The organism is Paenibacillus polymyxa M1 (genome assembly GCF_000237325.1).
Taxonomy (GTDB): Bacteria; Bacillota; Bacilli; order Paenibacillales; family Paenibacillaceae; genus Paenibacillus; species Paenibacillus polymyxa_C.
Window position 1 is genome coordinate 3,308,579 of sequence record NC_017542.1, and the last position, 14,387, is coordinate 3,322,965.

At 47.1% G+C, this 14,387-nt stretch carries 10 protein-coding genes; all 10 read right to left on the reverse strand.

The genetic code is table 11. From position 1 onward, the window contains the following. Nucleotides 1–47 precede the first annotated feature (47 nt). The gene (locus PPM_RS14850; protein WP_013371581.1) at nt 48–1,037 is read right to left on the reverse strand and encodes an ABC transporter permease; all 990 of its coding nucleotides are present in this window, start codon (nt 1,035–1,037) and stop codon (nt 48–50) included. Next, complete coding sequence (locus tag PPM_RS14855) at nt 1,030–2,106, reverse strand: ABC transporter ATP-binding protein (protein ID WP_013371582.1); 1,077 nt, start codon at nt 2,104–2,106, stop codon at nt 1,030–1,032. Before PPM_RS14855 ends, PPM_RS14850 begins: the two co-directional genes overlap by 8 nt. Next, nucleotides 2,106–3,053, reverse strand: a complete 948-nt coding sequence (locus PPM_RS14860; RefSeq protein ID WP_013371583.1) for a GDSL-type esterase/lipase family protein — start codon at nt 3,051–3,053, stop codon at nt 2,106–2,108. The genes PPM_RS14855 and PPM_RS14860 overlap by 1 nt, the downstream gene beginning before the upstream one ends. A 176-nt stretch (nt 3,054–3,229) precedes the next feature. Then, nucleotides 3,230–3,910 (reverse strand): TIGR00266 family protein, encoded by a 681-nt coding sequence (locus PPM_RS14865; protein ID WP_013371584.1) that lies wholly within the window; start codon nt 3,908–3,910, stop codon nt 3,230–3,232. A 227-nt stretch (nt 3,911–4,137) separates the two neighbouring features. Continuing rightward, nucleotides 4,138–4,875, reverse strand: coding sequence for a CAP domain-containing protein (locus PPM_RS14870; protein ID WP_013371585.1), 738 nt, complete (start codon nt 4,873–4,875; stop codon nt 4,138–4,140). A gap of 204 nt (nt 4,876–5,079) precedes the next feature. Continuing rightward, complete coding sequence (locus tag PPM_RS14875; RefSeq protein WP_013371586.1) at nt 5,080–5,541, reverse strand: GNAT family N-acetyltransferase; 462 nt, start codon at nt 5,539–5,541, stop codon at nt 5,080–5,082. After that, nucleotides 5,534–6,718: a formate-dependent phosphoribosylglycinamide formyltransferase gene (gene purT, locus PPM_RS14880; RefSeq protein WP_013371587.1), complete on the reverse strand. Its 1,185-nt coding sequence runs from the start codon at nt 6,716–6,718 to the stop codon at nt 5,534–5,536. The genes PPM_RS14875 and purT overlap by 8 nt, the downstream gene beginning before the upstream one ends. Nucleotides 6,719–6,847: 129 nt before the next feature. Then, on the reverse strand, nt 6,848–8,686 hold the full coding sequence (locus tag PPM_RS14885; protein WP_013371588.1) for an ABC transporter ATP-binding protein: 1,839 nt from the start codon (nt 8,684–8,686) through the stop codon (nt 6,848–6,850). Further along, nucleotides 8,683–10,458, reverse strand: a complete 1,776-nt coding sequence (locus tag PPM_RS14890; protein ID WP_013371589.1) for an ABC transporter ATP-binding protein — start codon at nt 10,456–10,458, stop codon at nt 8,683–8,685. The genes PPM_RS14885 and PPM_RS14890 overlap by 4 nt, the downstream gene beginning before the upstream one ends. 256 nt (nt 10,459–10,714) lie before the next feature. Further along, on the reverse strand, nt 10,715–14,383 hold the full coding sequence (locus PPM_RS14895; RefSeq protein WP_013371591.1) for a dynamin family protein: 3,669 nt from the start codon (nt 14,381–14,383) through the stop codon (nt 10,715–10,717). Nucleotides 14,384–14,387 lie beyond the last annotated feature (4 nt).

The following is a 14,387-nucleotide window of genomic DNA, read 5'->3' on the forward strand; positions in this document are numbered from 1 at the left end:
GTTTTCACCAAAAATGCAAACAGATGTTTTCTTTTACCTTGTCCATTTTAATTCAATATATCCCGTTTCGTAAAGACGGCGAATGAAACAATCAACGCCGCAGCCCCCCAAATGCCCAGTACAGCTAAAGAAAACGGCAGGGTCATTCCCTCAATCGGGGCAGGGCTTCCAGATAAATAATCGGTTAATCCGAGGTTAACCATAAATAAATATTTGGCGCTCTGCCAAGATGAAGCCATGTTGGTCAGTATAGTGCCCGAAATGAGCGCGGCCATCATGACCACGATACTTGCAGCTGTACTACGTACCAGAACAGATACCATAAAGGCTAACGAAGCAACCACCAGACTGACAAACCAGATCAATCCGGCTTGCAGCATCAGGTAATGCCATTGTGGAATGGCATGTACAGCAGACAAATCCACCGTCGATCCAACAATTTGAAAGCCGGTAAATACCGGAACATTAAAACCACGAAAACCAAAAAACAAGCCTGATATGAGATAACTAATGACAAATACGGCCAAAATGATGAGCGAAACGAACATATACAGTGTCAGCAGCTTGCTCAGCAGTATTTTCCACCGCCTGACCGGCCGAGTCAGCAACATTTTTATCGTGCCTGTCGTCCGTTCTCCTGAAACCAAGTCCGAAGCAATGGCCATGATCAACAACGGAACGAACAGATTTATGGAGTTATCCATAAACTCTCTGGTAAAAGTGACGCCACTCGGCTCATTAGGATTCACATCATTCTCCAGATAATATTGCATCTGCTGCACAAAGACCCGACGATAGGTCTTCCATTCCTCAGGAACCCTATCGCTGCCCAGCGAGTTTTGGTTATCGGTAATGGCTTGACGCAGTTCCAGCCGCCAATCATTGCCGAATTTCTTGCGATTGTTTTCTGCCACTTTCATCTGAGCGTACGTAAAAATCGGCACAAGCACAAGCAAAACAAGTAAAATGACATAAAATCGTTTCTTCTTGATAATTTTAAGGGTTTCATTTTGTACGAGCGGTAAAATATTATTCAAGTATCTCACCTTCCGTCATTTTCAGGAATAGTTGCTCCAGTGTAGGATTAATTTTGGTTACACCTTTAACGGAAATACCGGAAGCTGTCATGTGTGCGACCAGCTTCGCAATATGCTCTTCATCCATTTCTGTAAAAATAGCATCGACTCCGCTGCCTGCAACAATGCTGTCATCAATTAATTCATCGACGTTCGTAATTATGTGCACATACGGAGAATTTTGCAATAGGGCAAGGCCTTGATCGCGAGGCTCCAGCTGCCATACAGCCATATGTGAGTGTGTCTCAACCAGTTCCTGTACCCCACCAACAGCCAGCACCTTTCCCCGACTAATAATTGCCACACGATCACATAGCAACTGGATCTCGCTGAGCAAATGACTGGAAACAAATACAGCCATGCCTTCTGCCGCTAACAAACGGATAAAAGCTCTCATCTCTTTGATTCCCTTGGGGTCTAGCCCGTTCGTCGGCTCATCCAAAATGAGTAGCTTAGGTCTGCCAAGCAAGGCTTGAGCTATACCAAGACGTTGGCGCATCCCCAGTGAATATGTACTTACCTTATCATGGATGCGACGATCGAGCCGAACCAACTCAACCACCTCGCGGATGCGCTGTTCATCTACGCCAGGCTGCATGCGGGCAAAATGTTCTAAATTCTCCCATCCTGTCAGGTAGCTGTACACCTCTGGATTTTCCACAATAGAACCAATATGCCGTAAAGCCTGCTCAGGGTCACGATTTACATTATGACCGCATACGGTAATCGTCCCTTCCGTAGGCTTAATTAAATCGACCAGCATACGAATAGTCGTCGTTTTTCCTGCTCCATTGGGGCCGAGAAATCCGAAAATTTCACCTGCGCGAACGTCGAACGTTACATCATGAATGATCATTTTGCGTTTAATGCGTTTTTTAACATGCTGAACAGAGAGCACGATTTCATTATTGCTGCTGTCTCTGTCTGCGCTACCAACCTGATTGGAGGAATGAAGACTGGACACTGCATTCGTGGATGTCGAATCTTGGGTCACGCCAGCCTCGGTCTTGTCAGCAGATTGGATGCTCATTACTTGTTCCCTCCCTTTTTCGCTTCTGCAGGTTGGCTACTTGTAGACTGTTGATTAGGATTTACATGATCGGTACCCTTCGTTGCGGTAACAGCAAATCCTTGTGCGATACGTTCAGCGATTGCCTGATAGCCTTGTCCGTTGGGATGAAAATGATCGGATGATAAATAGACCGGCAAATTTTGCTCGAATAAATCGAAAGTTGGAACCAGCGTCATGTTACTGTTTTGGTTGGTAATTGCCATGGCAGCCATATTCCATTCAGTTACCACAAGATTACCGGGAATTTTCATTTCCCGCAGATCACTGAATGGATTATACAATCCTACATAGACAATTTTAGCATTCGGATTGATTTTCCCTACCTTTGTTAGCACCTTTTGCAGACGTTTGGCTGCATCAGGCAGAGCTTTGCGCAAACCGCTGAGTGTAGGTGGCTCTTTGCCGGTTTGGGCCGCCTGTGCGCCCTGAAATAAATCATTTCCGCCAATCGAAACTATAATCACATTAGCCTTCTTCAGTACATAAGACACACCAGGCTCATCCAGCTTGGTTAATAGTCCTTGAGTCGTCAGTCCATTAATCCCTAGATTATTTATGAGCCGAGCTTTATGTCCTTCCTGATCATTTAACAAAGTCACCGACCGACGCACAAAACCACTTCCGGAGTCATCCCCTGTTCCTTTGGCTAACGAATCGCCAATGGCAGCTACACGCAACTCTTCCGTCTGAGCAGTAGCCGATGGTGCAGTTTGTGTCTGCGATGAACCGGATTGTACAGGTTGAGTACTTACCAATGGCTCTGGAGCCGTAATACTTCGTACTGCTGCAATAAATCCGTACAATAATAGCAGTGTGGCGGCAATGGAAACGGAACCGACAGACCGCCAAATCCATTTTGATGAATTCACTCGTGTTCCCTCCTGATAGCTTGGTGAAATAAACATAAAGCTTCTCCTGTCATTTTGCAAATAAACCGTTCTGGTTCAAGCGAAAATCAATGATTACAATCCCATATAATTTTCCATGAACATACTAAAAAAGGATGGCAAATTCCCATCCTTTTATTATACTTTTTGTGCGAATAGCCCTTCCTCTCATCAGCGGGATTAGACGGAAGGAACTATTTGCTATCAGGGATGAAACTTCTAATCCATTGTCCAAAACTACCCGGATTTCGGCTTTGAATCAGTACTGTGCCTTCACCGCGAAAACGGCATACAAGGGCTTCCCCACTCGTTACGCTGGACAACCAGCCTTTAGATGCTTTTTCAATTCTATAATCCATATAATCCGGCCACGCCACTAGATGAGCATTATCAATAATACGCTCCTCTCCTGGCGCAATATAAATAGGGTGAATGGCTCCATAAGAGGATAGGAATACTGTGCCTCGGCCACTGATTTCTACAATAAAAAAACCTTCACCGGAGAATAAACCTTTCATCAGGTTTTGCATTTTGGTACTAACCTCAATACCTTCTGTACAGGCCAAAAAACCGTCCTTTTGGACCAACAGCCTATACGTGCCATCCAGTTCCACTGCTTGTACATCACCTATGCTTGCGGGGGCTAGCAGTACTTCAGCGGGTCCCCGGGCTGCCCTCAGCTCTTGAAAAAAGAATTTTTCTCCGCTCAGCATTCTGCCTAAACCACGTAACAGTCCACCGTCTACCGTCCCCTTTATATCTACACTGGAAGACATGGAAACCATCGCTCCCATTTCCGCTTTAATGGTTTCTCCGGGGCTCAACTGTACCTTGAGCATAGCAAAGGCACCTTCATGCACGATTTCGTAGCTCATTTGTTCACCTAGCTTTCCAAAAGTAGTCTGTTATCCATTCAGCTTACTGTCATCATACTATAAGCGCGTCCCATATGTCTTTTCTGGGATAGAGAAATGGTTTATGCTTGAAGAATCATGGGCGACATAAAAAGACCCGCTGAACGTTGTCAGCGGGTCTCTAAATTACGTTTCGTCACTATCTTTTTATAAACAGAAATCACGTTTGAAACGTTTTTTCTATCAACTTAGTTACGTGTGAACTCTTGTACCCAATATCCATTGTAGTAAGCCACACCGATTTGTGTATATTCTGCCTTCAAAATATTTTCACGATGTCCCTGACTATTCATCCAGGCCTTCATTACTTCTTGTGGTGTTTTTTGTCCCATTGCAATATTCTCACCCGCATACGTATAAGTTACACCGAATTTTTTCATCATATCAAATGGTGAACCGTAAGTCGGAGATGTATGGGAAAAGTAATTGTTCGTGCTCATGTCCTTCGCCTTCGCTAAGGCTACTTCTGTAAGCTTCGCATTAGAGGTGAGGGGCTTCAGACCTTTTTGGCTGCGCTCGTTGTTTACAAGCTTTACCACCTCGGCTGCAAATTGAGACTTGCTCAGTTGTGCATTAGAATCTGTAGACTGACCTGCACCTGAGTTGGCGTTTTGTGTTTGGGTCTGTTGCTTGGTAACAGTCTTTGAAGCCTTTTGGCTAGCCTGATTCGTCGTTTGCTTGCCAGAAGAAGGATTTGCTGTATTTGTTTTAGCCTTGTCCTTTTCAGAATAATCCTTAATGACAGTCTTCGTTATTGTTGTCGTCCCGTTGGACATATTGACTGTGTATCCGTTATTTTGAAACCATTGTTGTAATTGGGCAGACAAATCGTCAGCTGGTGAAGCTGATGCCGGAACGATGAATCCTGCGGATAAAACGGCGCTTAAGCTTCCCATCACCAGTGTTTTTTTCAACATATTCTTCATTTCGTCATCTCCTTGTTGTATAAGTGCCTTGGTGTGAACGTCTCAGGTTACAACTTTGTAATCTTTACTCTAGCAGTATATCATGTTTTATAGCATCATCAATGGTATAAAAGTTGGAAAAAAAATAGCCTGCTCGGCAATGGCGAACAGGACTAAGTTAAAAATATTGAGGCTTTAAGTATTAGATTGTTTGTTGCAAGCTGATTATCTAAGCTTTTTGCTGAAACGGTAGCCTTGCTTCTCAAAGCCGATTCGGTTGTAGAAAGCACGGGCCTCTACTTGTTTGATGCGGTTATTCGCTCCAGTAATGAATAAATGATAGCAGCCTTGCGCACGCCCCCACTCCTCACCACAAGCAACCAATCGTTTGCCAATGCCTTCGCCGCGATACTCCCCGCTCACGACCAGCATGGTGATTTGTACAGCAGGATCAGGATAGGCCAGGCTTTGAGCCGTATGCATGCCGATTACTCCGACAACACAACCATCCATTTCTGCAACCATCATATTCGCTTGACTGTCCTCCTGCGCTGTTCCCATAACTTCTTTCATAACGCCACAAGTCATCGGGTATCCGACTTCTCTAAGTAGTCCAGTTACGGCTTCACAATCGCCAAGCTCTACGGAACGAATTGTCAGTACTGGAATCATCACACTGTTAGACATGATTTACCTCCACTTTCAGCATATTGGCAGCTTCTTTGGCTGTCTTCCGTGCTGTCTCCACATCTTCTGCAGCGCTAAGCGCTACAGCCATCCGGCGTCCCGGCTTGGTTTCAGGCTTCCCGAACACTCGCACCTGTGTCCGGGGTAGCAATAGTGCATCATGCAGACCGCTTATTGCGAAATCGCGCGTTGCCACTTCTGCCTTCAAGGTAGCTGAAGCTCCTGGTGTAAGCAGCGTGACCGAAGGCACCGGGAATCCGAGAATCGCCCGTACATGAAGCGCAAATTCAGACAAATCCTGCGTGATCATGGTTACCATACCTGTATCATGCGGACGCGGGGATACTTCACTAAATATGACGCTATCAGCCGTTAAAAACAGCTCTACGCCAAACAATCCGTAACCCCCCAGTTCATCCGTAATCGTACGGGCAATGTCTTGCGCCTCCGAAAGCTGCTTGTCCGTCATGCCATGAGGCTGCCAAGATTCGACATAATCCCCATCTTTTTGAATGTGGCCAATCGGTGGGCAAAAAGTCGTGCCTGATTCCGATCTGACGGTCAATAAGGTAATTTCGCTCTCAAACGGGACAAAAGCTTCAACAATGACACGTGTCGTTTTGGCACGCGCGCCTTCCAGCGCCGTATTCCAGCAGGATTCTGCGTCTTCGAGTGCCCGACATACAGACTGCCCTTTACCTGACGAACTCATTAAGGGTTTGACCACACATGGCGTGCCCAGCTCTTGAACCGCCGACCGTAACTGCTCAAAATGATCTGCAAAACGGTAGGCGGCAGTCGGAAGCTGTAATTTCTCGGCAGCCAACCTGCGGATACCCTCCCGGTCCATCGTAAGACGGGCGGCCCGGGCCGTTGGTACTACGTGAAATCCCTCTTGCTCTAATTCTTCCAAAGCACCCGTAGCAATAGCTTCGATTTCAGGTACAATTATGTCGGGCTGTTCCTTGCGAATTAATGCCTTCAACGCCTCAGCATCCTGCATATCCAGACAGTGAGAGCGATGAGCCACCTGCATTGCTGGAGCCAGCTCATAGCGATCTACAGCAATACATTCCACGCCAAGCCGCTGAGCTTCAATAATGACTTCTTTTCCCAATTCGCCGCTACCCAGCAGTAGCATCTTCTTAGCCTTGGCAGAAAAAGGAGCACCCCACATCTTGAACTCTTCCCCCTCTGACGATATTGCTCTGATCTCTTTTCATCTTTATTTTCAGGGTTTAGCTCCAAGAATGCAATAGTGCTCGGCATTTTAATTTACAAAAAACGCGATTTTTTGATCTTTTTTTTACAAAAATCTGAACTGTGCTTCCACCAGCCCCCGATATATTCCATGTTTTTTCATCAATTGTTCATGATTACCACTTTCCTGGATTTCCCCATGGTCCAGTACAACGATATGATCAGCATTCCGAATAGTGGACAAACGGTGAGCAACCATAAAAGAAGTTCTGCCTTCCAATAGAACCTGAAGAGCCTCCTGAATTTTCAGCTCCGTTTCCGTATCAATGCTAGCTGTGGCCTCATCCAGAATAAGAATTCGCGGATTAGCCAGTAAGGCACGAGCAAAGGATAAGAGCTGGCGCTGGCCCATGGACAGCATCCCTCCACGCTCCTCTACCTCTGTTTCATAGCCATCTGGTAAGTGAACAATGAATTCATGAGCATTGACCGCCTTCGCAGCCGCTTCAATTTCCTCATCCGTTGCATCCAAACGGCCAAATCGGATATTATCGCGTATCGTCCCCGAAAAAATAAATGTATCCTGAAGCACGATGCTAATCTGGCTGCGCAAGCTCTCCACCGTGACATCTCGCACATCATAACCATCAATGGTAAGTCGCCCTGACGTAATGTCATAAAAACGACTGAGCAAATTAATAATTGTACTTTTACCTGATCCGGTATGACCTACAAGCGCTATAGATTGACCCGCCTCGACAGAAAGATTAATACCTTTAAGCGCCTGACGTCCCTTTTCATATTCAAAAATGACTTTTTCAAATTGAATTTCACCCCGGATAGGCGGTAAGGCTTTTGCTCCCGGTTTGTTTGCAATATTCGGCTGTTCATCCATGAATTCAAAAATTCTTTCTGAAGAAGCCATCGCAACCAGTAGCTGATTGTACATTTGACCCAGCCGATTGATTGGCTCCCAAAAGTTCCCTACATAGTTGGCGAATGCAACCAGCAGCCCCACCGTAAGCTGATCTGTCTGAATTAAATGCGCTCCAAACCAGAACAGCACAAGCGTACCTAATCCTCCGGTAATATCAATAAGTGGGCCAAAGACCTGATTCATAGCAGAAGCCTTATCCCACGATTTTTTACTGGAGCTGTTCATATCGTCGAAATAAGCCATGTTTTCCTGCTCCTGCGTATACGCTTGTGTCACACGAATTCCCTGAATAGATTCATTCAAATGAGAATTGATACGCGAGTTCTTCATGCGTACTTCTTGCCAGGCGCGACGGATGCGTACTCGCAGCTTGGTCGAGATCAAAAACATGATCGGAACGGTCACAATCACTGCCAAACCGAGCTTCCAGTTAATAAGCAGCAAAATAACGATAATTCCGAAAAGCTGTACGCAGTCAATCAGGACATTCACTGCACCATTCGTAAATAAATCCTGTAGCGAGTTAATGTCATTCGTCACACGTACTAATACAGAACCCGCCGGTCTTTTATCAAAAAAGTTAAAGGAAAGCTTCTGAATATGCTTGAACAAATCTTCACGCAAATCGTAAATAACCCGCTGACCAATAATATTGGTGAATTTAATGCGGTACGTACTGGCTGCCCATTGAATTAAATATAACAAGAGCACGGCACCCGTAATGAGCAACAATAACTTTACGCTCGGCAGTGCAGGCCATGCGGGAGCAATGGCCTTGTCAATGGCCAGACTGATCAAATATGGAACCGTCAGCTTAGTAATCGTGCCGAGAATCATCATGACCAGAAGAATCGGCAGAATCTGACGGGCATAAGGTTTCATGTATGCTAGCAAACGTTTGAATTCCTCCCAGTTAAACGGTTTATCAATGACCTCATCATCTTGATAGACAAAGCGCTCATTGGTCGGCTTCTTTAACGGTTTGGCTTTTTCTACTGGAATATTCATGGTCTCACCTGCCCTTCGGATACACCGTCTGGAGCCTCCGCTATGTAATCGGCGTATTGAATATGATACACATCTTGATATGGACCTGGAGTAGCAATGAGCTGTTCATGTGTTCCACGTTGGACGATTCGTCCTTCCTCAAGCACTACAATTTCATTGGCATGACGAAGCGAAGAGATTCGATGAGCTATAATAAACGTTGTGCGTCCACGCATAACCTCTTGAAAACCGGACTGAATTTCATGCTCCGTCTCCATGTCGACCGCACTGGTAGCATCATCCAGCACGAGAATTTTCGGATTTTTGAGTAGTGCGCGCGCGATGGCGATCCGTTGTTTCTGCCCTCCAGACAGTCCCAATCCACGTTCACCAACAACAGTGTCGTAGCCCAGCGGTAATTCAGTTATGAATTCATGCGCCTGAGCCAGCTTGGAAACACGTATGATGTCATCCATACTGACATGACTTAACCCATATGCAATATTGTTGCGTATAGAGGACGAGAACAGAAACGTCTCCTGAAACACAGAAGAAATTTGAGCACGTAAATCGCGAATTTTCAAATGACGTATATCCGTCCCATCCAGCTTGATGCTTCCTGCATTCACATTGTAGGCTCGCATGAGTAGTTGAATAATGGTCGACTTCCCGGAACCTGTTCCTCCTAAAATCCCAATAACCGATCCCGGTGGCGCATCCAGATTGATGTCAACAACAGCAGGTAGCTTATTTCCGTAAGCAAAGGTAACATGATCAAACGTCACATGTCCCTTCACCTGATCGGCGTTGAGTGTAAGTGCATCAGCTTCATCGGTTACATCTACAGACTGATTCAGCAACTCCAAAACCCTTTCACCGGAAGCTTTGGACTGCGTATAGTTATTGATATGAAAGCCAATGCTCCAGATGGGACCGATAATATACCAAATTAAGCTAAAGAAAGCGACGAGTTCCCCCAAGGTCATTGACTTCTGGATAACTAGATATCCACCCATGCCCAAGAGAAGAACCACACTGACCGAGGCAATCAGTTCCATCGCAGGAAAAAATCGACTCCATAAGGAAGCAGCCTGAATTTGGTTACTTTTGTACTGCTCATTACGTACGGAGAATTTTTCCACTTCATAGGATTCGCGAGCAAAAGATTTAACGGTTCGCACACCTGTAATATTTTCTTGTACCGCTGTCGTCAGGGCGCTGAGAGCAATTCGCATTTCCTGAAAGGTGGGATGAATCCGAGATTCAAATTTGAATGTGACGAAGAGTAGCAATGGCATGCTGATCATCGTAAAGAGGGTGAGCTGCCAATTAATATACAGCATCATGATAGAGCCGAATACGACCATCAGTAGCACATTGAGGAGTTGCGCAAAACCAAACCCGATAAAGTTGCGAATCGCCTCCAAATCACCAGTCAGACGGGACATAAGATCCCCCGTTTTGGCGGTGTCATAATATCTGAAGGACAGAAATTGCAGCTTTTCGTAACAGGCATTGCGAAGTCGATACGCCAGATAGTTACCCAGCCGTCCACCAAAAAAACCATGTAAAAATTGCATAAACCCTTTGATGATCACGACTCCCAGTACAGTCAGAGCCAGAACCGGAACTTTCTCGAAGTCACCGGGAATGATAGCGTTATCAATGAGCCGTTGGAGCAGGTTCGGATACACCAGTCCCAAGGCCGTCGCTATCGCAAGGCATAGAATGGAAAGAAATAGATAATGTCTCCTCTCACGAAAAAAAACTTGCAGTTGCCTGAGCACTTCCATGTCAAGTCCCTCCATTAGTTGCACGACGTTGTTATATGGCTTAGTGAAGTTTACCATCCGTGTTCCAAGGCGGCAAAGAGGATAACGGGCCGTTTTCAGGCAGGTTCGCAATTGGTAGGTGATTAGACAAATTAAATCGCTTTCTTATCATTGAATATGGCTATTTCCTCAGTTTTCCTTTCTTTTTGAAGTATGCTTAAAACACCGGATTGTCCCACAACCCGGTGTCTTGATCTTAATGCAATCATGAACATATTTATATTGACTCTAAATTCGCGAGCTGATCAGCAAGCTCTTCCCAAACTTGTGGCTCCTCACCGCCCTTAAGTGCATGTTCCATACCACGAATCGTCTCCAGCATTTGCTCTCGTAGCTGTGCTTTCTGCCATGTTTGTTCCTCTTGCATCATAGCAATGTAAAAAGAAGACATTCGTTCTCGCTGCTGATCCACAGCTTCTCCGATTAACTGGCGTAATATGGGCTCCAGTCTAGTTTGTAAATTCGCCCGACCCATCCCTTCAAAAAATAGCTTTGGATTTTTAAAGCTATTCCAATAATCCTTCCACTGAATGGACTCCTGTAAGGAAATATCGCTCAGTTCGGGGACAACCCATTCTCTAAATCCAGGAACTGTGCAATCTAGCCCATTCAACTGAAGGTTCATGTGATCTACGCACTGTTGGATAGCTTTACGCACCAAGGCTTGTCCCATTTTTTCTAGTCTGAGGGTGGTTGCCAGCAATTCCTGAGACAACTCCAGTTCGATCAATCGCATCAGCTCACGACCACAAGATGCAAAGGCCAAACGAAGATCACCTACTCCTTCACGCAAAACAGATGGATGGAACGCTTCTGCCATAAATTCACCCGTCCGGTAGGCTAGCCTTTGGCGTACATGATACAGCAGTTCATCGGTTTCGTCCGACAGCACAGATCCACCATTGTTGTCAGTCGAACCAAGGAGCACATTCTCTAGTTCCCCACGAATTCGAGTTAATTGCTCTAATCGGAGCTCACGCTCTTCAGCGCTATACCGGGCATCAGCAGCATGTTGTTCTATTCGGCTCCGCAGACGTCCCAGCTCCTGCATAGCAGATGCAATAGACAAACCTGCCAGCTCTTCGGCTGCAAATGCCGAAAAATCATTTTCAAACACATCAAACCGTGAAGCTGCACGTAGCGAAGCCTCTCCCTGCTCGGCTGCTTCCAACGCCAGCATGCTGGAAAGCGAATAAATACGCGGCTTGCGGATTCCGTTCGCCTGAAGTTGTTCCTGCACATGCTGAGTCACAGAATATAGTTCATCTTCAGAAGACGCCAGATCGGATGCGTTGACGATAAAAAACGTCTGATTCAGCGCCAATGTCTCTTTGACTCGGCCCAATTGATTCAAGAACTGCCGGTCTCCTTGCGTAAACGCATGGTTATAATATGTCACAAATACAAGAGCGTCTGCATGCTTCATATAATTGAAGGTCACACCTGTGTGCCGTGCATTCACAGAATCGGCACCTGGCGTATCCACCAGCACGATGCCCTGACGAGTCAAAGTGCAATCATAATAAAGGTCGATATGCTCCACGAAGCATGATTTGCGCTCGGATGCGACAAAATCTCGATATTGCTCTAGATTCACCTGAAGCTGTTGTCCTAGCAAGCTTTCAGCTTCTTCCCATCCAGCTGCAGCAGCCTTCAAAAAGCTGTAATGAGGCCTTCCCGCAGGATGAATACCTTCTGGTGATAACGCATTTACGGCTTCTTGCCAGCCCACGGACGCTGGCTCTCCCAATCCTAATAACCGAAAAGAGTATTTAAGATCTTCCCGTAATGCGTCCACTGATTTCATGTAGACGTCAGCCGTGGCATGGCGCTCATGACTTGTAGGCGCCATAATGCGGTTAATCGCCGCTGTCGTCGGATGGGGCGATACGGGCAACACCGCTTCGCCCAACAAAGCGTTGGCAAAGCTGGACTTCCCGGCGCTGAACGCTCCGAATAGCGCCAATGTAAAGCGCCCGCCCTCCAGTGCAGCGGCACGCGCATGTAAATCCCGAACAGCCGCTTGCATGGCAGGGTACGGGCTTATTAATGCAGCGGCGGCCTTCAATCGTGTCGCTGCTGCATCCAGCCGCGTACGGCGGCCCCCGGCGGCAGACCGCGCTGTCGTCGTGCTTGCTTGTGACTGCACCGATCCGTTGCGCGAGCCAGCAATGTCTGGACGCACGGCACCAGTTGATGCCGTATCTGTCGGGGCAGCAGCGGCAGTATCGGCCGCAGGAGCAGGCGTGCCCACACGGGGCAACCCGCCAGGCGCGGAAGCCTGCGGCAGCATGCTACGCAGCAGGTCGGCGTGCGAAGCCAAGGCTTGCAAGCGAGTGCTGTAACGGCTCGCAGCTTCCGCCTGCGCCAGCAACGCAGTGCGCGCATCCGCGAGAGCCTCGCGGCTGGCTTCGGCCCGTACCGCAAGCTGGGCCAGCAGGCGGTCTACCAGCGCCAACGCCTTGCGGCGGCAATCAGCGGTCACAGCAGCGCGCAGGTCCTTGCAATAGTTCAACGTATACTCCGGAGACAAAGCATTTTCCTTTACTGTCTGCTCTACCAGTTGCCGATCCATTGCAGGGCGGATGTCATCCAGCTCCTGTTCCATCGCAGCGGTCCACAAACCTTGACCTTCTCCCCATGACCTCAGTAACTCACGCACATGAGGCAACAGTTGTCCCTCCACCTGATCACTCAGCATCCCTGCCAGCCGGTCCAAACGGCGCTCCTTTTCTCGCTCCGTCTTTCCTCCGGCAAACCATAACCCTGTTTTAAAGCCCGGCTTGCGGCTTTCTAAATATTCGCCAGCCGCTTCACGTAGCTCCGCAGGCGTGAGATGAGCATGTTCCAGTAGATGATCCAGTTCTTGACGAAGCCGTTTATGCTCCTGCTCTGGAAGCATCCTCCAGTGTTCATCCTCTTGCTGTAAGGCCTTCTGCTCTATGTCCAGGCGCAAAATGGCCTCTTCTCCACCTGCTTCTTTGAGCAGTGCGTTCAGTTCCTCTTCTTCAGCGGCCTGCACCGTCTCCACATGCTGCTCTACCAAATGGTGCATAGAAGACACTAAACTATAAGCCAAAAGCTCTGCTTTGCGCTCCAGCAAATTCGGAATCAAGTACGTCAACTGCTCCCACTGATTCCAGGGGTGATTCTGTTCCTTCAAGGAAGTAAACAGAATGTCCGTGTAATGTACCTGCCAGGCATGAAAGCTGCTTTCCACCTCATTACGATAACGTGTAAAGGATAGCTCCCGCTCTCGGTGCTTATCGATTTGATTGATTATCAAATATAGTGGCTTGCCCCAATCCGACAAACTTTTGGCAAAAGACAAATTATTCTCAGATTGGACATGATTGTAGTCCATCACATAAAAAACAATATCAGCCCAATGTAAAGCTGAATGTGTCGCCATCGCGTGTCCGTGGTCTGTGGAATCTACGCCGGGTGTATCCAGCAGCACTCCTCTGCCAGATAATATCGGTATATCCTCCCATACTTCAACTGATTCATAGGCTCCACCATTTTTACAATACTCAGCAAGCTCGGACAGGGAAGCTTCCACGATTTCCGGCTCCGGGTTTTCTACCGATCGGGCTGGATGAATAAGCACTCTCGAACGTCCATGACGGATGGACACTACATTAGCGCTTGTAGGCACCGGTCCAGATGGCAGCACGGTTTTACCGCACAGGCTGTTAATCAAGCTCGATTTACCTGCTGAAAAATGTCCACAAAAGGCAATGGTCAACTCTTGCGCATGCGCTTTTTCCATCAAATCCCCTAGCGCCCTCGCTCCCGCTTCATCCCCTGCTTTACGCAAGTTATCCTGTATCTGTTCTATCGTATTCAACCACTTGTCCGCATCTCCTGTAATCGTTTGCATCATAAGC